This window comes from Streptomyces sp. NPDC001450 (assembly GCF_053597295.1).
Genome location: NZ_JBSFHY010000013.1, coordinates 127,559 through 147,397, shown reverse-complemented (window position 1 = coordinate 147,397; position 19,839 = coordinate 127,559). Strand labels below are relative to the sequence as shown.

The window sequence follows — 19,839 nt, the reverse complement described above, 5'->3', positions numbered from 1 at the left end:
GAGCAGGCGCCGTTGGCGGGCGCGGGTCCGTAGGGGCGTGCGCGGGTTCGATTCCCGTCGCCCGCTCCGAAGGCCGAAGGCCCAGGTGAGAGGTGGTTTTCCTCTGCCGGGGCCTTCAGTCGTCCCCGGGGCCTCTCAACCCTGCGTGTCCGCCGCGTGCCCCTTCGGCCGGCGGCGCCGCTGCACAGCGTCCACGACCACCACCTGTCACAGGGCCCTGATGTTCACGCTGTACACCGAACGGGTGCCGTAGGCGACGTAGACGGCGTCTCCCTGGAGGACCGGGGGTGCGCCGGCGTAGCCGGTGAAGGGTTCCAGGCCGGTGCCGCGGCCGGGGACGCTGTGGGTCTCCTTGCCGGTGCGGCGGTCCAGGGCGGCGAGGCGGCCGCCCGGGGAGGCGAGGAGGACGTAGGTGTCGGAGACGACGGGGGCGCCGGGGCGTTCGACGGAAGAGGGGGTTTTCCAGAGGGTGCGGCCGGTGGTCGGGGCGACGGCGCGGACCTCGCCGCTTTCGAGAACGAAGTAGAGGGTGCCGTCGGCCATGGTGGGTGTGGCGGCCCAGGGCACGGATCGGTCCAGTGGGACGACGTGTGGTGAGCGGTCGGCGAGGTTCAGGAGGGTGATGCGGCGGTAGGGGGGAATCGCGGACTCCTCCGGGCCCACGGGGGAGTCCGGGGAGGTGATGAGGACCAGGCGGCCGCCGGTCTGGCCGGCCAGGGTGAGGGGGCCGGCCACCTTGGCGGTCCAGCGGGCCGTGCCGTGGGTGGGGTCGATCCGGGTGATCGTGGTGTGCGTGCTGTTGCCGTCGACGCACACGAGGTAGCCGTTCCCGTTCGCGCTGCGCAGCCCGCAGGTGTCGTTCGCGGGCATGGTGCGCTTCCAGCGGGGCGTGCCGCGGGCGGTGTCCAGCAGGGAGTACGTCCTGCCGTCCTTGCCGTAGGTGACGACGGGTCCGTCGTCGGTGACCGTCACCGTGCCCTCCACCGCGGTGGGCTTCGCCTCGCCGAGGGGCTTGTTCCAGCGGACCTTTCCGGTGCGGGCGTCGACGGCCTGGAAGACGTAGCGGCTGTTGTCGGCCGAGCGGGCCTTGCGGTCGGCGACCGTGTAGACGTCGTGTCCGTGCGTGCCGATCACTCCGCTGTCGGGGTAGCCGCTGCCGCTGGTGCTCGGGTCGGGGTGATCCTCCTCGGGGAGACTCCAGGCGACCTTGCCGGTGGCCAGCGAGAAACGGACGGCCTTGAGACCGTCGCCGGCGCAGACCAGCCCGCCGTCGAGCGCGGCGCAGGAGGTGAACGCCCCGCCGGGAGTGGTCGCCTTGTCGGTCTCCCGGGCCTGCCAGGCGTGCCACCCCGGGGGCAGGTCGCCGCGCGAGCCGTGTTCGTCCCCGGTCACTCGCAGTGCGGCCGCGGACGCCGCCGCCGCGAGCACCAGGGTGCCCGCGGTCACGGCCGGCCAGAGTCTGCGGCGCGGGGTGCGCGGGCGGGTGGGCGCGCTCTCCTGCGGCTCGGGCTCCGGGCGCGGGTCCGGCAGGCGGCCCTCACGCAGGAGGGTCAGGAGCTCGTCGGGGGTCGGCCGGGACTTGGGGTGCTTTTCCAGGCAGAGCCGGATGAAGGGGAGCAGATCGTGGGTGAGGCCGTCGAGTTCGGGCTCGCTCTCGACGACCTTCGTGGCCGTCTCCCAGGGGCTCGCGCTGTCGAAGGGGCCGTGCCGGGTGGCGGCGTACACCAGGACCGCGCCGAGGGAGAAGATGTCGGCGGCCGGGCCGACCTCGTGCGGGGAGGAGAACTGCTCGGGGGACATGAAGGGCGGGGTGCCCATCACTCGCCCGGTCTGGGTGAGGGCGTCGGCGGCGGCCGACTCGGCCGCGCGGGAGACGCCGAAGTCGATGACCCGGGGGCCGTCGTCGGCGAGCATCACGTTGGCCGGTTTCAGGTCGCGGTGGACCACGCCGGCGCGGTGGATGTCGCGCAGGGCCTCGGCGAGGCCGGCGGCGAGCGCGCGCAGGCGGTGGGGCGGCAGGGGTCCGTGGCGGCGGACGTGGGTGCCGAGATCCTCGCCGGGGATGTAGAGCGTGGCCATCCAGGGGCGCGGCGCGTCGGCGTCCGCGTCCACCACGGGTGCCGTGAAGGCGCCGCTGACCTGACGGGCGGCGGCCACCTCGCGGCGGAAGCGGATACGGAACTCGTCGTCGTCGGCGTACTGGCCGTGGACGACCTTCACGGCGAGCCGGCGGCCGGAGGCGGAGCGGGCCAGGTAGACCACTCCCATGCCGCCGCTGCCGAGGCGGTCCTCGATCCGGTAGCCGCCCACTTCCCGCGGATCCGAGTCGCGCAGCGCCATCCCCGCACATCCCCCCGTTGTTTCAGTTGTCCAGTTCCGCCGGCCCCCGCCGGGGTCAGAACCTGATCTGGTTGATGGTCTCCGCTATCGAGTTCAGAAACCGGTTGATGGAGGGCGCCATGCCCGTGGAGGCGAGGAAGAAACCGAAGAGGACGGCGACGATGGCCGGACCCGGTTTGATGCTCCCGCCTCGGATCAGCACCACCAGGATGATCGCCAACAGCAGCACCACAGACAGTGAAATGGCCACAACTGATCACACCCTCGGTCGGTCCGCTCTCCCGGCCCGGGGGTACGGCCCCGCACCCCCGCCAGAACCATCGTGCCACCAACCCGGCCGCCGTATGCGGTTCGTGACGCAACGTTCGACAAGCACCCGCGGCGGGCGACGCCCCGCACAGTAATTCGACGGGACGCCCGCGCCGGACTCCACAGGGAATTGCGAAGCTTCGTTTCGGTGCCCACACATCATGTGCGCAGGGAATTCGAATTGATGACACAGGGGCGCACTATGCCCCAATTAGTCGGGATGAATCGGTACATTGAGGCTGAACAGAGGGCTTGGTTGTGCCCATCATCACGTGGACAGGGGAGACAAGTCATGTAAATCAGCGGGTACCCGAAGGTGATAACCAGGAATGACCACGGGGGTTTTACGAAATCCCACAGTCGACGCTAGGGTGCCTGAGATGTTCGACGCCGCCTCGTCCCCCGGCCACAGCCGCAGGCCGCTCCCCCCGGCACAGTCGCCGGCGGACGGAGTGCCCAGTCCGCGTACCCCGATGAGTACGCAGAAGCGTCAGCCGCCCGCGGACAGACCGGGCAAACAGCGCGACGCGTTCTTCGACAACGCCAAGTACCTGGCGATCGTGCTCGTCGCGATCGGGCACGCCTGGGAACCGCTGAAGGGCGACAGCCGGATCCTGGAGGCCGTGTACACCGTCGTGTACACCTTCCACATGCCGGCGTTCATCATCATCTCCGGCTTCTTCTCGCGCAGTTTCGACATGCGCCCGGACCGGCTGAAGCGACTGATCACCGGTGTCGCCGTGCCGTACGTCCTCTTCGAGACCGCGTACCCGCTCTTCAAGAACGCCGTCGACGACTCCCACGAGCCGATCAGCCTCCTCGACCCCTGGTACCTGACCTGGTTCCTGGTCGCGCTGTTCGTCTGGCGGCTGACGACACCGATCTGGAAACTGGTGCGCTGGCCGCTGCCGCTGGCCGTCGGCCTCGCCATGCTGGCCAGCATCACGCCGAGCATCGGTGACGACCTCGACCTCCAGCGCGTCCTGCAGTTCCTGCCGTACTTCGTACTCGGCCTGTGCATGAAGCCCGAGCACTTCCAACTGGTGCGCCGCCGCTCGGTGCGGATCGCCTCGGTACCCGTCTTCGCCGTCGCGCTGGCGGTCGGCTGGTGGGCGGTGCCGCGCATGAACACCGCGTGGTTCTACCACCGCGACTCCGCGCAGGAGCTGGGCGCGCCGTGGTGGTGCGGCCCGGTGATGGTGCTCGCGATGCTCGGCTGCTCGCTGCTGCTGACGGCCTGCTTCTTCGCCTGGGTGCCGCGCCGGCAGATGTGGTTCACGGCGCTGGGCGCGGGCACCCTGTACGGCTATCTGCTGCACGGCTTCCTGGTGAAGCTCGCCGACTACCGGGGCTGGTTCGACCACGCCTGGCTGCACCGCCCGCTCGGCGAGATCGCGGTGACCGCCGTCGCGGCCGCCGTCGTCACGCTGCTGTGCACCCGGCCGGCGCAGCGGGTGTTCCGGTTCGCGATGGAGCCGAAGATGGAGTGGGCGTTCAAGCAGGACGCGGCCGAACTGGCTCGCGAGCGCCAGCAGCAGGAGCGCGAGCGCCAGAAGGTCGGCGTCTAGCCCACTGCTTGAGCGTCTGGCCCCGCTGCTCGAGCGTCTAGCCTCGCTGCTCCAGACCGAGAAGTGCGCGCATCCGTGCGTACTTCTCGGTCAGTCGTTTCCGCGTCGGCTCGTCCAGGGCAGCGAGCCGCTCCGGGTCGGCGTTGTGCGCCAGGTCGGCCTGCTTCACCAGCAGCGCGCCCGGCGTGGCGAGGATCCGGCGCGCGTACGCCTCCGGCTCCTCCCCCGTCCGCTTGGTGACGGCGCGCACGATGGCCTTGGTGCGCGGGGGCAGGGCGGCCGCCGTCAGCCACTCCTCGCTCAGCGCGTCGTCCTCGACGGAGTCGTGCAGCCAGGCCGCCGCGATCTGCTCGGCGTCCCCGCCACTGGCGCGCACCCCGTCGGCGACGGCCGCGAGGTGCTCCGCGTACGGCCGTCCCGCCTTGTCGGTCTGCCCCGCGTGCGCGGTGCGGGCGAGGCTCTCGACCTCGGCCAGGGTGAGTGGTGTCTCGGTCACTCGACCAGTGTCTCCCGGCGCAGCGCCGCCCGGGCCGGGAGGTGGCCGCGGTCAGCCCGAGCAGCAGGATGCCGCCGGCGAGGGCGCCGTGGACAGCCGGCCCGGTCCAGCACCGTGCCGAGGGGGTGGAGGGGCTCACCGTCGGTGGCTCGTGGGGCGTGTGGCGGTGCGAGGGGGCGGGGGCGTCAGGCCGCAGGGCGGGTGTGGGCCGCGTGGGTGGTGAGGGTCGTCATGCGGGACGCGATGTGGGCTGCGGGGGCTCGGTCCAGGTGGTCGACAATCTGGCCGTCGGCCAGGAACAGGACCCGGTCGGCCCAGGCCGCGGCCGACGGGTCGTGGGTGACCATGACGATCGTGGCGCGCTGGGTGTCCACGGCGTCGCGGAGCAGGGCGAGGATCTCGGCGGCGGTGGTGGTGTCCAGGGCTCCGGTGGGCTCGTCCGCGAAGACGACGTCGGGGCGGGCGACCAGGGCCCGGGCGACGGCCACGCGCTGCTGCTGGCCGCCGGACAGCTCGCTCGGGCGACGGCGGGCCATGTCGGCGAGGCCGACCTGGGCGAGCACCTCGGCCGAGCGGCGGTGGTCGGGACGGTGGCCGGCCAGCCGCACGGGCAGGACTATGTTCTGTTCGACGGTGAGGGAGGGCAGGAGGTTGAAGGCCTGGAAGACGAAGCCGAGGCGGGTGCGACGCAGGGCGGTCAGCTTGTTCTCGCTCAGGCCCGTGATGTCCGTGCCGCCGAGCAGGACCCGGCCCGTGGTGGGGCGGTCCAGGCCCGCCGCGCACTGCAGGAACGTCGACTTGCCGGAGCCGGAGGGCCCCATCACCGCGGTGAAGGTGCCGGAGGGCAGGGCGAGGTCGATGCCGCGCAGGGCGTGCACGGCGGAACCGCCGCGGCCGTAGCGGCGCGTGACTCCGTGCAGTTCTACGGCCCGGTCGCTTGGCATGGGGGGGTCCCTCCGGTCGTGGGCGTTCGGTGACGTGTCTCGACCGTACGGATACGGAGGGTGGCCGGACCATGTGGACGGCTGGCGGATCCGGGCGGGGGAAAACCCCACCCCCGGCATTCCTTCGGCTTGGCTCAGCGGGCCGTCGCCGGCGCTGCCTGGCGGCAGATCAGGAGCAGGGCCCGGTCGTCGTTGACGTCCTTCGCGACCGCCTCGATGAGGTGCCAGGCGGCGCCGTGGAAGCCGCCGGCGACATAGCGGTCGGCCTCTCCGGTGAGGCGGTCGATGCCCTCCACGATGTCGCGGTCGGAGGTTTCCACCAGTCCGTCCGTGAACAGCATCAACACGTCCCCGGGGCGCAGCGAGCCCTTCACGGGGTCGAACTGGGCGCCGTCGTACACACCCAGCAGCGGGCCCTCGGCCGCCTTCTCCTCCCAGCGGCCGCTGCCCGCGCTCAGCTGCAGGCCCGGCGGATGGCCCGCCGAGTACAGCTCGTAGTCCCCGGAGTCCAGGTCCAGCACCAGGTGGATGGAGGTGGCGAAGCCCTCGTCCCAGTCCTGGCGGAGCAGGTAGCCGTTGGCGGCCGGGAGGAAGGCGTGCGGGGCGAGGGAGCCCAGCAGTCCGCCGAACGCGCCCGACAGCAGCAGCGCACGCGATCCCGCGTCCATGCCCTTGCCGGACACGTCCGTGAGCACGACCTCCAGGGTGCGGCCGTTGTTCGTATGGGCCGCAACCACGAAGTCGCCCGAGAAGGACTGGCCGCCCGCCGGGCGCAGCGCCATCTCGTGGTGCCAGCCCTGCGGCAGCTTCGGCAGCTTGCTCTGTACCCGGATCCGCTCGCGCAGGTCGAAGAGCATGGTGCCGCCGCGCCGCCAGGGCACGCCGACCCGGCTGCGGAACTGCGCGGTCAGCAGCCCGAAGAAGCCGCACGCGGCGACCACCAGGACCACACCGGGGGTGACCCGTGAGGGCCCCTCGGTGTACGGGCCGAGCCGCACCGACTCCACGATCAGCGCGGTGGCCGCGGCCGCGTACAGGCCGAGCAGGCTCGCCGGGCGCAGCAGCAGGCCGCCCGCGACGATCGGCAGCACGAGGGTGGCCGGGGAGCACCACACCGAGTTGGCGAGGGTCATGGCCGCGAGGACGGGGATGGTGAGCAGCAGACCGACGAGCGCGATCCAGTCCGAGCCGTCGCCGCGGAAGTAGTCCACGGCGCTTCTGCGCAGGCCGACGCGGACCCGGTGCCACTGCATCTTCCACCGGGCCGTGAACGTCTCGGCCTTCGCGCGCCGCTCTCGTCCTGCTGCCATTAGTTCGGGACCCTATCGATCAGACAAGCCTGTTGGCACGGGAGGTCCCACTTGTCCCCCGTGAGAGGCTCAACTTCGCGGTTCAACTTCACAGTGAACGGCACGGAGGGCCATCGCGCCGCCGACCGGGAGAAATTCGCTGGCTCGTCCCGCAATGCCCTGATAGGCATGGCTCATGGCGACTGACCGTACGACCGAGTTGAAGGTGCTGCGCTCCGAGGAGTGGGACGGGTGGTGGGACAACCTGCTCCGCGCCTTCGGCGCGGGTCCGGCGTCGCCCGAGGAGCGCGAACTGGACAGATCGCTCACCGAGTTCGACCGTTCCCTGGCCGCGTGGGACGGGGACGTGCTGGTGGGCACGGCGGGGGCGTTCAGCTTCCGGATGACCGTGCCGGGCGGATCCCTGGTGCCCGCCGCGGGCGTCACCATGGTGAGCGTGGCCGCCACGCACCGGCGGCGCGGCGTGCTGACCTCGATGATGCGGCGTCAGCTGGACGACGTGCGCGCCCTGGGCGAGCCGCTCGCGGTGCTGCAGGCCTCCGAGCCCGCCATCTACGGCCGCTTCGGGTACGGAGCCGCCACCTTCCAGCTGCACGCCGAGATCGACACGAGCCGGGTGAGGCTGGCGCTGCCCGCCGGTACCGAAGACGTACGACTGCGGTACGCGCCGCCCGCCGACGTCCTCGCCGAGTGCGAGGCGGTGTACGCGGCGCTGGTGCCGCGCCGGCCCGGGATGCTGGCCCGCCGGCCCGGCTGGGAGCGGGCGGGGCTGCTCGACCCGGAGAGCCAGCGGGAGGGCGCGTCCGCGCTGCAGTGCGTGGTCGCCGAGCGGGACGGCGAGGTCACCGGGTACGCCCGCTTCCGCACCAAGCTCGGCTGGGGGCCGACCGGGCACAACGGCACGGTGAAACTGGAGGACCTCGCCGCGCTGGACCCGGCGACCGGTGCGGCGCTGTGGCGTTTCCTGTTCGACATCGACCTGATGACGAACCTGACCGTGCGGGGGCGGCCGGTCGACGACCCGTGGCAGTACCTGGTCTCCGACATCCGGCGCTGCGTGCCGCGACTGCGGGACTCGTGCTACGTCCGTCTCGTCGACGTCGGTACGGCGCTGGCGGCACGCACCTATCAGGCACCGGTGGACGTCGTGTTCGAGGTGGCGGACGACTTCTGCCCCTGGAACGCGGGGCGTTGGCGGCTGACCGGCGACACCAAGGGTGCGTCCTGCGAGCGCACGACCGACGCGGCCGATCTCGCCCTGTCCGTGAGGGAGTTGGGCGCGGCCTACCTCGGCGGCGTGAACCTGCTGTCGCTGGCGGCGGCCGGCCGGGTACGGGAGCTGCGGCAGGGGGCGCTGACGGAGGCGTCGGTGGCGTTCGCCTCATCGGTGGTCCCGTGGCTGCCGCACGGCTTCTGACGGCTCCTGTTCAGGGCTTCTGACAGGTCGGGCACCAGAAGAGGTTGCGGGCGGCGAGGTCTGCGGTGCGGATCCCGGTGCCGCAGATGTGGCAGGGCAGGGTGGCCCGGCGGTAGACGTACACCTCGCCGCCGTGGTCGTCCACGCGGGGCGGGCGGCCCATCGCCTCCGGGGTGTGCTCGGGGCGGACCGTGTCGATGCGGTTGTTGCGCACGCCCTCGCGCATGAGCGCGACGAGGTCGGCCCAGATGGCGTCCCACTCGGCCGGAGTGATGTCCCGGCCCGCGCGGTACGGGTCGATCCGGTGCCGGAAGAGGACCTCGGCGCGGTAGACGTTGCCCACGCCGGCGATGATCTTCTGGTCCATCAACAGCGCGGCGATCGTCGTACGGCTGCGGGAGATCCTCCGGAGCGCCGTGCCCGGGTCGGCGTCCGCGCGCAGCGGGTCGGGGCCGAGGCGGTCGTGTATCGCCCGCTTCTCGTCGTCCGTGATGAGGGCGCAGGTCGTCGGGCCGCGCAGGTCGACGTACGCGGTGGTGTTCGCGAGGCGGAGGCGGACGGTGTCGGTGGGCGGGGGTGCGGGAGCGGGACCGAAGTCGACCTTGCCGAAGAGGCCGAGGTGGATGTGGACCCAGTCGGTGTCGCGGAACCGGAGGAAGAGGTGCTTGCCGTGGGCCTCGGTGCCGGTGAGGAGGGCGCCGTTCAGCAGGTCGGCCGCGTCCGAGAACTTGCCCTGGGGGCTGGTCACCCGTGGTGCGGTGCCCTGGAAGCGCTCGGCGTAGTCCTGGGCCAGCCGGTGGATGGTGTGCCCTTCTGGCACGGCTGAGGTGTCCTTTCCTGCCGTGAGTCTCCCACCCGCCGACCCGTCTCCGTCGGCAGAGGGGTGAGACGCGTCTCGGCCGGCAGAGGGGTGGGTGACGGGCGGGAGCAGCGAATCCCCCCTTGCCCATCCTTTTCAGCCGGCCGAGCCGGGCGGGTGAAAAGGGCGGGCAAGGGGGGGTCCGGGGGGAGCCCCCCAGGGTTACTGCTGCGGGTGGTGGGCCGGGATCGGGGGCAGGTCGCCCGTCGTCTCGTACGCCGACAGCATGTCGATGCGGCGGACGTGACGCTCGTCACCGGAGAACGGCGTGTTGAGGAAGACCTCGACGAACTTGGTCGCCTCCTCCGTGCTGTGCATCCGCGCACCCACGGCCACGACGTTCGCGTTGTTGTGCTGCCGCCCCAGCGCCGCCGTCTCCTCGCTCCACGCGAGAGCCGCCCGCACACCCTTCACCTTGTTCGCGGCGATCTGCTCCCCGTTGCCGGAGCCGCCGATCACGATGCCGAGAGCCTCGGGGTCCGCGGCCGCCTTCTCCGCGGCACGCAGGCAGAAGGGCGGGTAGTCGTCCTGGGCGTCGTAGATGAGGGGCCCGCAGTCGACGGGCTCGTGCCCCGCCGCCCTGAGCCATTCGACGAGGTGGTTCTTGAGTTCGTAGCCCGCATGGTCGGAGCCGAGATACACGCGCATGGGACGAGTGTGACACGCCTGTTTCGGGTCAGCAGCCTCGGGTGTCGAGCCCGAAAAACGTGACTGAAACCATAGAACCTCAAGGAAACCTCAAGTAACGATCTGGATTCAGAGGTTCCCGGATTCGTTCGCCTCGGTTTCACTGGACCGGCTCGTACACCGCTCGTGCGGGCTGCTCCCCCTGGCGTAAAGGAAATCCGTCCATGACCCCTGGTTCGGGCCTCCAAGCAGGACTCAAGAACCGCCATCTGTCGATGATCGCGATCGGTGGCGTCATCGGAGCCGGCCTCTTCGTCGGTTCCAGTTCCGGTATCGCTACCGCGGGACCCGGCATCCTCCTGTCGTACGCGCTCGTCGGCACGCTCGTGGTGCTGGTGATGCGCATGCTCGGCGAGATGTCCGCCGCCAACCCGACCTCCGGTTCCTTCTCCGCGCACGCCGACCGCGCGCTCGGACGCTGGGCCGGCTTCTCCATCGGCTGGCTCTACTGGTTCTTCTGGGTCGTCGTGCTGGCCGTCGAGGCCACCGCCGGCGCGAAGATCCTCGAGGGCTGGATCCCGGCCGTACCGCAGTGGGGCTGGGCGCTCATCGTGATGATCGTCCTGACCGCGACCAACCTGGTCTCGGTCAGCTCCTACGGCGAGTTCGAGTTCTGGTTCGCCGGTATCAAGGTCGTGGCGATCGGCGCGTTCATCGTCGTGGGCCTGCTGGCCATCTTCGGTGTCCTGCCGGGCGTGCACGCCGACAAGGCGAGCTTCGGCAATCTGACCTCGCACGGCGGCTTCCTGCCGCACGGACCCGGCGCCATCCTCACGGGTGTGCTGCTGGTCGTCTTCTCCTTCATGGGCAGCGAGATCGCGACGCTGGCGGCCGGCGAGTCGGAGGACCCGCAGCGGGCGGTCACCAAGTCCACCAACAGCATCATCTGGCGTATCGGCGTCTTCTACCTGGGCTCGATCCTGGTCGTCGTCTCGCTGCTGCCGTGGAACGACCCCTCGATCGCGAAGGACGGCTCGTACGTCGCCGCCCTGAACTCCCTCGGCATCGCGCACGCCGGTGAGATCATGAACTTCATCGTGCTCACCTCGGTGCTGTCCTGCCTCAACTCGGGCCTGTACACGGCCTCCCGGATGGCGTTCTCGCTCGGTCAGCGCGGCGACGCGCCGAAGGCGTTCGCCCGTACGACGTCCCGGGGCGTGCCGATGGCGGCGATCATCGCCTCCGTCCTCTTCGGCTTCGTCGCGGTCTTCTTCAACTACAAGTTCCCCGACACGATCTTCCTCTTCCTGGTCAACTCGTCCGGTGCGGTCGCGCTGTTCGTGTGGCTGGTCATCTGCTTCTCGCAGCTGCGGATGCGCAAGATCATCCAGCGGGAGGCGCCGGAGAAGCTCCTCGTCAGGATGTGGCTGTACCCGTACCTGACCTGGGCGACGGCCGGTCTGATCGTGGGCGTCCTGGTGTACATGCTGTTCGACACGAAGCACGACGGGCAGGAGACGGTGCTGCTGTCGCTGCTGGTCGCGGCGCTCGTGCTGGCGGTCGCGTTCATCAAGGAGAAGGTGACGGCGGGCCGCGGCACCGAGGTGCCCGCGGCCGAGGCCGAGGCGGCCGACAAGGTCACCACGGGCTGACGTCCGACTGATCCGACTGCTTCCGGCTCACAGCACGGTGAAGGTCTCCTTCACCGTGCTGTACGTCTTCAGGGCCTGTGCTTCGATGCCCGGCTGGTACCAGGTGTTGATCTGGTACGACTTCCCGTCCGCGTCGAAGCCGAGGAGGCGGGCGTGCCAGGGGGTGCCCCTCAGGGTGAAGGTGTACTCCCAGACGACCGCCGGGTACCCCCGGAATCTGGTCTCCGCCAGCCGGATCTTGACGTAGTCGCGTCCCTGCCGGGCGTCCTTCTCGGAGCGTGTCCAGGTGTCCAGGAGGTCACCCCGGGCCAGCGACGACTTGCCGACGAGTTCCTGCCGCCCGTCGGGCGAGGTGTAGTGCACCTCGGCCCCCGTCTTCACGTCCCGCCGCCACCCCTTGGGCGGAATCCACGCGAACCCGCCCGCCTCCGTCCTGGAGCCGGGCGGCGCGCTGTGCGGCCGCGAGGTCCCGTCGACGGTCGGGGAGTTGGTCGGGGAGTTGGCCGGGGAGACGGCCTCGGAGTCCGAGGCCGTGGGCGAAGAAGCCGTAGCGGTCCCGCCCTGTCCCTGTGCCCCGTCCCGCCGCCCGCCCCCGCCGGAGGTGGCGACCAACACGGCGATCACGACACCGACGGCGACGACCCCGAGAACGGCCAGGAGGGCGGTACGACGGGAGTGCGGGCCGCCGTGCACTTCGGTCGTCCCGGCCGACTCGGACGGCGCGCCCGCCCGACGCCGGGTCACCGCACCGGCACGCACGAGAGCCCCGGCAGACGTCCGTCCTGGACCACCTCCGGGCACCCCGGCCACAGCTTCATCCGGGGCCGCGAGGAGTCCGGCACGGTCACCGGCAGGGCCTGAGCCGCTGCCGACGGGGGCGGGGCCATGGCCGGAGGGAGCATGACCGCCACTGACAGGGGGGGTAAGTCCCTGCCCGGCCTGAGCCTCGCCCCAGCCCCGGCCCATCGGCTCGGCTCCCACCGGCCCGGCTCCGGTCGGCCCGTCTCCCGCCGACCGGGCTCCCCGCAGCGCGGGATCCCCCGGGTCGGAACATCCCAGGTCGAGCCCCACCGCCCCGGCTCCACACGGCCCGATCTCCGCCGGTCCAGGTCCCAATGGCTCAACTCCGGCTGCTGGTCCAGCACCCACCGGCCCAGATCCTGGCTCTCCCGCGCCCGTCGATCCGGGACCCACGAGCGCAACACCGGCCGCGCCAGCCCCAGCGGACTCCGGCCCCACAACCCCAAAAGCCGCCACCCCAGGCCCAGCCGACCCAGGCTTCGTCGACGCCGGCCCCGCCGGCCCCTCCCCCACCACCGGCACCTCTCCCATGGGAACCGTCGGTGTCGGCGACGGATACGCCACCGCCCTCAGGGCCCGCTCCACCTCGCTCAGGCCGGGACGGTTCGACGGGTCCTTGGTCAGGAGGGCGGTGAGTAGGGGGTGCAGGGGACCTGCCGACGGGGGGAGCCGGGGTTCCTCGTAGAGGACTGCGTGCAGGGTGGCGAGGGTGGTGTCGCGGGTGAACGGGGAGTTGCCCGCCAGGGCCGCGGAGAGGGTCGCGCCCAGGGACCACAGGTCGGACGGGGGCCCCTGGCGGCGGCCGGAGATGCGTTCGGGGGCCATGTAGTCGGGGGAGCCGACGAGCATGCCGACCATGGTGAGGGCTTTGGCGTCCTGGATCGCGGCGATGCCGAAGTCGGTGAGGACGACGCGGCCCGCTCCCGTTTCCACGAGGACGTTGCCCGGTTTGATGTCCCGGTGCAGGACGCCCCCGGCGTGTACTTGGCGGAGCGCCGCCACCAGGCCCAGTCCGATGCGCGCGGTCTCGCGCGGGCTCAGCGGGCCCTCCTCCGTCATGATCCGTTCCAGTGAGCGGCCGGTGACCAACTCCATGACGATCCAGAGGCGTTGGCCCTGGTCCACCACGTCGTACACGCGCACGACGTTGGGATGGTCGATCCGGGCCGTCGCCCGGGCCTCGCGCAGGGTGCGTTCACGGTGGGTGCGGCTGTCCTCCGCGGCCTGCCCGTCGACGCGTATCTCCTTCACCGCGACCAGCCGGTCGAGCATTTCGTCGACGGCCCGCCACACCCGCCCCATTCCCCCCTGCCCGATGCTTTCGACCAGCCGATAGCGCGCGTTCACCAGCAGCCCCGGAATCCCGCCGGCCCCCGGTTCTCCCACTTCCCCCATATTTCCCGGCAATGCGTCACACCCCCCTCAACGACCGTCTCTACTGAAACACAACGGTCACACTTCGAGCCGTACCAGCATAGTGCGGGGAAATCTTGTGGTACCTCTTCAAGTACTGCGAATTCAGGCGCAGTCCAGGGGGTTGCAAGGGGGGCGAACATGAGTTCTCGTCGCAGGGTGGGCGTCGCGGGATCGCTGGTCACGGCATCTTTTTCAGCCGTGCTGATCCTCAGCTGCGCGGCTGCCGCCGATGACCAGGGAACGGGCAGCGACAAGGGAGGAAAGGCGGTCGACGAGGCACCTGCGGGCGTGAAGCTGCGCACGCTGCTGCCGGAGAAGATCTCGGTCGACAACAGTTCGAAAAAGACGGCGATTACCGCCACCGTGAAGAACGACGGCAGCAAGGACAGCGGCGGCATCCGGCTTTTGGTCGTCGGATTCGACGCACTCAAGATCACGGGTGTTCGGGGCTGCTCGGCCATCGCGGAAAAGGACCTGCCGGAAGGTTCGAACAGCGGTTTCAGCTGCCCGGTCGGGACGCTCGCGGCCGGGAAGTCCAAGTCGTACGCGGTCCAGGCCACCTACGACCTGAGCAAGGCCGGCAAGATCTGTCTGCCCGTGCAGACCACGGACGGGAAGAAGACCTTCTGGCAGCAGGGCCCGGTGCCCTTCGGCACGACCAACCCGTCGCCGAACGCCCCGGCCACCCCGCTGCTCCTCGGCACCGACAACAAGCCGGTCGCACCGGGCGGCGACGAGCTGCCGAAGACCGGTGTGGGGCGTGACGTGCTGCCCCTGGGCGCCTTGGGCGCCGCACTGATCGCGGCCGGCGTAGCCGGTGTGTGGTGGTCGCAGCGCCGGCGGCAGGAGGCCTGAGCCACAAGGGCGCACGGCCGGCCGCATGACCTGACGGAAGCTGTCAGCGCGGTGCCGTACCGCGAAGGGAGGTTCCTGGTGCGGCTGTTGACGGTCGGAGAGCGGGAGCAGGCGGGAGCAGGCGCGGGCCGTGCTCGACCCGGCGTTCGCGCTGCCGGCCGACGACATCCTCGGCCGCGCGCTGAACCTCGCCTTCGAGGCCGGGGACCGGAGTGCGGGTCTGTACGACCCGGAGACGCGAAAGAGGCTCGCCGGGCTCAAGGAGCGGTACCGGCGAACCTCTTCCGCGGGAGCCACGGCGTCAGCGCTTGCCGACGAACTTCCAGGCGGCGGGCAGCAGGCCCATCGCCAGGGCGGCCTTCAGGGCGTCGCCGATGAGGAACGGGGTGAGGCCGAGGGAGATCGCCTGGGAGGCGGACAGGCCGGCCGCCACGGCCAGGTAGGGGACGCCGACCGCGTAGATGACGGCCTCGCCGAGGATCATCGTGCCTGCCATGCGCAGCGGGGAACGGTCGGCGCCGCGGGCGGCCAGCGCGCCCACCATCGCGGAGGCGAGCAGCATGCCGAGGATGTAGCCGAAGGAGACGGCGCCCGAGCCGGAGGTGCCGCCCGCGAACCACGGCACGCCGACGACACCCGCCACGGCGTACAGGGCGAGGGAGAGGAAGCCGCGGCGGGCGCCGAGCGCGGTGCCGACGAGCAGCGCGGCGAAGGTCTGGCCGGTCACCGGGACCGGGGAGCCGGGCACCGGAACCGACAGCTGGGCCGCGAGACCGGTGAGCGCGGCGCCGCCGAGCACGAGGGCGGCGTCGCGCACGCGGGACGCGGGGAGGAGGTCGGCGAGGACGGCGCCGGGGCGGGCGGCGACGGTGGCGGTGCTCATGGGGACTCCGCGAATGGTGTGGGCACGTGGGAACACCGTGACGCTATACCGGCCGCCGCACGCCGATCACCGTCAGTGCTCGACAAAGGCGGGAACCGGCCCTTGGTGGGCTCCGGACAAAGGATGCAGGTTACACCGGGTACGGCGTGATACCGGTCACTGAGGTGAAGTGGTGCACGGTACGGGGGACCTGACGCCTCGTCTGTAGGGTTCCACCAAAAGCCCGGCGATGATTGATCGGGGTCACGTAACCAGGGTCTCACTCTGCGTACATCAGCTGTCCGCATACTGGGCTGCTCGCTCGTCTGAGCGGACAGGCCGCCCAGACTGTGGGCGTTTTTGCCCGCTCTCTTGGACTGGACGAGCCGCGCCCATGCCCAGCACCACCACCACCGAGACGCCTCCGCAGCAGCAGGACGGTGTCGCCCTCTCCCACGGCCTCAAGCAGCGCCACCTGTCGATGATCGCCCTCGGCGGTGTGATCGGCGCGGGCCTGTTCGTCGGCTCCGGCGCGGGTATCGCCGCGGCCGGACCGTCCATCGTGATCGCCTTCGCTCTCTCCGGCCTCCTGGTGATGCTGGTGATGCGGATGCTCGGCGAGATGTCGGCCGCCTACCCGTCCTCGGGTTCCTTCTCCGCGCACGCCGAGCGGGCGATGGGCCCCTGGGCGGGCTTCGCGGCGGGCTGGTCCTTCTGGGTGCTGCTGTGCACGGCCGTCGGCCTGGAGGGCATCGCCGCCGCGAAGATCGTCACCGGCTGGCTGCCAGGCACCCCGCAGTGGGCCTGGGTCGCCCTGTTCATGCTGGTGTTCTGCGGGGCGAACCTGGCCGCGGTGAAGAACTTCGGCGAGTTCGAGTTCTGGTTCGCGGCGCTGAAGGTCGGCGCGATCAGCCTCTTCCTGGTCCTGGGCGGGCTGGCCATCGCCGGCGTGCTCCCCGGCACGGACGCCCCGGGCGCCTCGAACCTCACCGACTTGTTCCCGCACGGCGGCGAGGGTCTGGTCATCGGTCTGCTCGCCTCCGTCTTCGCCTACGGCGGCCTGGAGACGGTCACGATCGCGGCCGCCGAGTCCGAGAACCCGGTCAAGGGCGTGGCGGGCGCGGTCCGTACGGCGATGTGGCGCATCGCGCTGTTCTACGTCGGGTCGATGGCGGTCGTGGTCACGCTGGTCCCATGGGACTCGAAGGACATCGCGAACCCGGACAAGGGCCCGTACGTCGCCGCCCTCGACCATCTCGGCATTCCCGGCGCCGGCCAGGTGATGCAGGTCGTCGTGCTGGTCGCCCTGCTCTCCGCGATGAACGCCAACATCTACGGCTCCTCGCGCATCGCCTACTCGCTGGTGCAGCGCGGTCAGGGTCCCAGGGCCCTGGCGAAGGCCTCCGGCGGCGTCCCGCGCATCGCCGTCCTCACCTCCAGCGTCTTCGGCTTCGTGTGCGTGCTGCTCAGCTACTGGCGGCCGGACGACGTCTTCCCCTGGCTGCTGAACATGATCGGCGCGGTGATCCTGGTCGTCTGGATCTTCATCGCGGTCTCCCAGCTGCTGTTGCGGCGGCGCGTGGAGCGGGAGGCGCCGGAGAAGCTGGTCGTCCGGATGTGGGCGTTCCCGTTCCTGACGTGGGTCGCGCTGGCGGGGATGGCGGCGATCTTCGTGCTGATGGCCCGGGAGGAGGGGACTCGGGTCCAGCTGTACTCGACCGGTGGGATGACGTTGTTCCTGGCGGTCGTGGGGTACCTGTGGCAGCGGATGCGGGCCAGGCCCTGACCTCGCCCTTCCTGTTCGAGCTCCTCCGAAGGACCCCCGCGGTGCACCCGCGGGGGTCTTTTTGTTGCTAGCGTGCAGTTGCAAGCTCTTTGCAATAAGAGGTTCGGAGGGGACCACCCATGCCCGTCTACACGCTGCCCGACCTGCCCTACGACTACTCCGCGCTCGCCCCCGTGATCAGCCCCGAGATCATCGAGCTGCACCACGACAAGCACCACGCGGCCTATGTGAAGGGCGCCAACGACACGCTGGAGCAGCTCGCCGAGGCGCGGGACAAGGAGTCGTGGGGCTCGATCAACGGCCTGGAGAAGAACCTGGCCTTCCACCTCTCCGGGCATGTACTGCACTCGGTCTACTGGACGAACATGAGCGGCGACGGTGGCGGCGAACCTCTCGCCGTGGACGGAGTGGGCGAACTCGCGGATGCCATCACCGAGTCGTTCGGCTCCTTCGCCGGGTTCAAGGCCCAGCTGACCAAGGCGTCCGCGACCACCCAGGGCTCCGGGTGGGGCGTCCTCGCGTACGAGCCGCTGAGCGGCCGACTCATGGTTGAACAGGTTTACGACCACCAGGGCAACGTCGGGCAGGGCTCCGTGCCGCTCCTCGTCTTCGACGCCTGGGAGCACGCTTTCTACCTCCAGTACAGGAACCAGAAGGTCGACTTCATCGAGGCCATGTGGCAGGTCGTGAACTGGCAGGACGTGGCCCGCCGCCACAAGGCCGCCAAGTCCCGCGCAGACGTGCTGCTGCCGGCGCCATGAGCCGGCCATGAGGGGTCCTGCTCGTGATCGTCTTCTCACCCTTCACGCGGCAGGCGGATAAAGAGGAGGGCCCTCGCGAGGACGTGACTCGCGAGGGCCCTCTTCATGGGGCACACGTCACCATGCAACACAGGCGAGACGGCACGGTCGCGCCCACCAGTCCCGTGTTCAGAGCCGGCCGGCCGTCGTCGGCATGAGGTTGCGGGCGAGCACTTCCAACGCTCCCGTGACTTCGCTCAGTCGCTGCGGGTCTCCGGACCCCAGCGCCGCGGCAAGAGCGCTCTCGATGCCGGTGGCGCGGACATGCGCCACTCGCTCGGACACCTCAGCGGCCGGACGCACGAGCACGCGACGCCGGTCGCTGGGGTCCGGCATGGTCTGCACCGATCCGGCCTCCTTCAGCCGGGCAACGGCCGCGGACACCTGACTCTGCGGCAGACCGGTGCGGGCAGCGATCTCACCAACGGCACTGTCCGGATGGCCGGAGATATCGCTGGCCACGACCAGCACCAGGCGGGCACTGCCCTCATACCTGCCGGCGCCACCGGGGGGCTCCGGCAACGCCTCTTCGCCGATCTTCATGAGGACGCGCCCCAGCAAGAACAGTTCGACTCCGTTCACGCCGACCAACGTACATCGGATCAGATTCATCGAACTTGATACATCCATTTCGATGCAATACGCTGAGTGCAGGACGCGGCGGACAACCGTCGCACCAGAAGGGGGAGGACCATGCCCGGCACCGACGGCACGCTGGACGTTCCCGGAGCGGTACTGCACTACCAGGTCCGGGGCACCGGCCCACCGCTGCTGATCTCACAGAGTGGGGAGGGCGATGCCGACCGCAGCACCGACCTCGTGGCCCAGCTCGCCGACGACTACACCGTGGTCACCTACGACCGTCGCGGGCTCTCGCGCAGCCGGCCGGCCACCCCGGGGCAGGGCGGCACACTGGCCGACCATGCCGACGACGTCCATCGCCTCCTGACCAGCCTCACCGACGCCCCTGCCCTCATGCTCGGCTGCAGCCTCGGAGCCGTCATCGGGATGCACGTCGCTGTGCGGCACCCGGGACAGATCCGCACCCTGGTCGCCCACGAGCCCGTCGCCCCTCGCCTGCTGCCCGACGACGAGCGCGTCCGCCACGAGCGCGAACTGGCCGCCCTTCAGGACCTCTACGTCCGGGAGGGCCTCGGCGCCGCCCTTCCTGAGATCGCCCGCACCCTGGGCATCGACACCACCAACGCGGACGCTGAACCCGATCTGACACCGCAGCCGATGAACGCCTTGCGCACCGCCAACTTCGACTACTTCATCCGGCACGACTTCACTGCGGCGATCCACGACACACTCGACGTCGCCGCGCTGAAGAACGCCGGCACCCGCATCGCCCCCGCCGCCGGACGCACCACTCCCCGAACCGTTTTCGACTACCGGTGCGCGAGGGCCCTGGCCGACTTGCTCGGACACGAACTGACGGAGTTCCCCGGCGGCCACAACGGAAACACCAGCCACCCACGAGCCTACGCAGCTCGCCTCCGGCAGGTCTTGAGCGATGCGCTTTGACGCAGCGCCGTGTACCGCACCCATCCGTCGGCCGACCAGCCCGTGACACGAGTCTCAGTCACCGCCTCGGGCGGGGAGCTTGCGGCCCAAACCTCCGTGCGGGCCCGTCAACGTCGTGTCCGCGCCCGGCTCCGGGTGGCACAGCGGACCGGACCGCGGAACCGGCGTCCTGAACGCCGCGGCCGACGGCCTCGCCGACGCCGGGACCGACCGCCGCCTCGTCATCTCCTGGTCCACCGTCAGGACGCACCGGCTGCGACGGCCGTGAGC

Annotated in this window: 18 protein-coding genes; 8 read left to right on the top strand and 10 right to left on the bottom strand. The window is 70.6% G+C overall.

Annotation, left to right across the window (positions count from 1 at the left end; all coding sequences use genetic code 11):
* Nucleotides 1–207: 207 nt before the first annotated feature.
* Together ACWC5O_RS16985 and ACWC5O_RS16980 are read right to left on the bottom strand one after the other, a co-directional pair.
* Complete coding sequence (locus tag ACWC5O_RS16985) at nucleotides 208–2,340, bottom strand: protein kinase domain-containing protein (RefSeq protein ID WP_450580677.1); 2,133 nt, start codon at nucleotides 2,338–2,340, stop codon at nucleotides 208–210.
* A gap of 55 nt (nucleotides 2,341–2,395) precedes the next feature.
* A complete protein-coding gene (locus ACWC5O_RS16980; protein WP_403948288.1) occupies nucleotides 2,396–2,590 on the bottom strand; it encodes a hypothetical protein in 195 nt (64 codons plus the stop codon).
* A gap of 532 nt (nucleotides 2,591–3,122) precedes the next feature.
* Here ACWC5O_RS16980 and ACWC5O_RS16975 point away from each other — a divergent pair.
* Nucleotides 3,123–4,217 carry an acyltransferase family protein gene (locus ACWC5O_RS16975; protein ID WP_450580676.1) on the top strand — a complete coding sequence of 365 codons (1,095 nt, stop codon included), beginning with the start codon at nucleotides 3,123–3,125 and terminating at the stop codon, nucleotides 4,215–4,217.
* A gap of 37 nt (nucleotides 4,218–4,254) precedes the next feature.
* Here the strand turns inward: ACWC5O_RS16975 and ACWC5O_RS16970 are convergent, their stop codons facing one another.
* From ACWC5O_RS16970 to ACWC5O_RS16960, 3 genes are all read right to left on the bottom strand, one after another.
* Nucleotides 4,255–4,713 (bottom strand): HD domain-containing protein, encoded by a 459-nt coding sequence (locus ACWC5O_RS16970; protein WP_450580675.1) that lies wholly within the window; start codon nucleotides 4,711–4,713, stop codon nucleotides 4,255–4,257.
* 185 nt (nucleotides 4,714–4,898) lie between these two features.
* Nucleotides 4,899–5,657 carry an ABC transporter ATP-binding protein gene (locus tag ACWC5O_RS16965; protein ID WP_450580674.1) on the bottom strand — a complete coding sequence of 253 codons (759 nt, stop codon included), beginning with the start codon at nucleotides 5,655–5,657 and terminating at the stop codon, nucleotides 4,899–4,901.
* A gap of 134 nt (nucleotides 5,658–5,791) precedes the next feature.
* Nucleotides 5,792–6,967 carry a PP2C family protein-serine/threonine phosphatase gene (locus ACWC5O_RS16960; RefSeq protein ID WP_450580673.1) on the bottom strand — a complete coding sequence of 392 codons (1,176 nt, stop codon included), beginning with the start codon at nucleotides 6,965–6,967 and terminating at the stop codon, nucleotides 5,792–5,794.
* Nucleotides 6,968–7,142: 175 nt separating this feature from the next.
* On the opposite strand from ACWC5O_RS16960, the gene ACWC5O_RS16955 reads away from it, so the two are divergent.
* Nucleotides 7,143–8,384, top strand: coding sequence for a GNAT family N-acetyltransferase (locus ACWC5O_RS16955; RefSeq protein ID WP_450580672.1), 1,242 nt, complete (start codon nucleotides 7,143–7,145; stop codon nucleotides 8,382–8,384).
* Nucleotides 8,385–8,394: 10 nt separating this feature from the next.
* Here ACWC5O_RS16955 and ACWC5O_RS16950 read toward each other — a convergent pair whose 3' ends face one another.
* Together ACWC5O_RS16950 and ACWC5O_RS16945 are read right to left on the bottom strand one after the other, a co-directional pair.
* Entirely contained in the window at nucleotides 8,395–9,204 is an 810-nt protein-coding gene (locus ACWC5O_RS16950) for an Fpg/Nei family DNA glycosylase (protein WP_450580671.1), read from the bottom strand.
* 201 nt (nucleotides 9,205–9,405) lie between these two features.
* Nucleotides 9,406–9,891 carry a ribose-5-phosphate isomerase gene (locus tag ACWC5O_RS16945; protein WP_450580670.1) on the bottom strand — a complete coding sequence of 162 codons (486 nt, stop codon included), beginning with the start codon at nucleotides 9,889–9,891 and terminating at the stop codon, nucleotides 9,406–9,408.
* A gap of 203 nt (nucleotides 9,892–10,094) precedes the next feature.
* On the opposite strand from ACWC5O_RS16945, the gene ACWC5O_RS16940 reads away from it, so the two are divergent.
* Nucleotides 10,095–11,522 carry an amino acid permease gene (locus ACWC5O_RS16940; protein WP_450580669.1) on the top strand — a complete coding sequence of 476 codons (1,428 nt, stop codon included), beginning with the start codon at nucleotides 10,095–10,097 and terminating at the stop codon, nucleotides 11,520–11,522.
* A gap of 27 nt (nucleotides 11,523–11,549) precedes the next feature.
* Here ACWC5O_RS16940 and ACWC5O_RS16935 read toward each other — a convergent pair whose 3' ends face one another.
* Complete coding sequence (locus ACWC5O_RS16935) at nucleotides 11,550–13,625, bottom strand: protein kinase domain-containing protein (RefSeq protein WP_450580753.1); 2,076 nt, start codon at nucleotides 13,623–13,625, stop codon at nucleotides 11,550–11,552.
* 252 nt (nucleotides 13,626–13,877) lie between these two features.
* On the opposite strand from ACWC5O_RS16935, the gene ACWC5O_RS16930 reads away from it, so the two are divergent.
* Entirely contained in the window at nucleotides 13,878–14,594 is a 717-nt protein-coding gene (locus ACWC5O_RS16930) for an LPXTG cell wall anchor domain-containing protein (RefSeq protein WP_450580668.1), read from the top strand.
* 301 nt (nucleotides 14,595–14,895) lie between these two features.
* Here the strand turns inward: ACWC5O_RS16930 and ACWC5O_RS16925 are convergent, their stop codons facing one another.
* Entirely contained in the window at nucleotides 14,896–15,477 is a 582-nt protein-coding gene (locus ACWC5O_RS16925; protein ID WP_450580667.1) for a biotin transporter BioY, read from the bottom strand.
* Nucleotides 15,478–15,850: 373 nt separating this feature from the next.
* On the opposite strand from ACWC5O_RS16925, the gene ACWC5O_RS16920 reads away from it, so the two are divergent.
* Together ACWC5O_RS16920 and ACWC5O_RS16915 are read left to right on the top strand one after the other, a co-directional pair.
* The gene (locus ACWC5O_RS16920) at nucleotides 15,851–17,242 is read left to right on the top strand and encodes an amino acid permease (protein ID WP_450580666.1); all 1,392 of its coding nucleotides are present in this window, start codon (nucleotides 15,851–15,853) and stop codon (nucleotides 17,240–17,242) included.
* 119 nt (nucleotides 17,243–17,361) lie between these two features.
* Nucleotides 17,362–18,003 carry a superoxide dismutase gene (locus ACWC5O_RS16915; protein ID WP_450580665.1) on the top strand — a complete coding sequence of 214 codons (642 nt, stop codon included), beginning with the start codon at nucleotides 17,362–17,364 and terminating at the stop codon, nucleotides 18,001–18,003.
* A gap of 168 nt (nucleotides 18,004–18,171) precedes the next feature.
* Here ACWC5O_RS16915 and ACWC5O_RS16910 read toward each other — a convergent pair whose 3' ends face one another.
* Entirely contained in the window at nucleotides 18,172–18,624 is a 453-nt protein-coding gene (locus tag ACWC5O_RS16910) for a MarR family winged helix-turn-helix transcriptional regulator (RefSeq protein ID WP_450580664.1), read from the bottom strand.
* Between the two features lie 111 nt (nucleotides 18,625–18,735).
* On the opposite strand from ACWC5O_RS16910, the gene ACWC5O_RS16905 reads away from it, so the two are divergent.
* On the top strand, nucleotides 18,736–19,569 hold the full coding sequence (locus tag ACWC5O_RS16905) for an alpha/beta fold hydrolase (protein WP_450580663.1): 834 nt from the start codon (nucleotides 18,736–18,738) through the stop codon (nucleotides 19,567–19,569).
* Between the two features lie 115 nt (nucleotides 19,570–19,684).
* Entirely contained in the window at nucleotides 19,685–19,837 is a 153-nt protein-coding gene (locus ACWC5O_RS16900) for a hypothetical protein (RefSeq protein ID WP_450580662.1), read from the top strand.
* Nucleotides 19,838–19,839 lie beyond the last annotated feature (2 nt).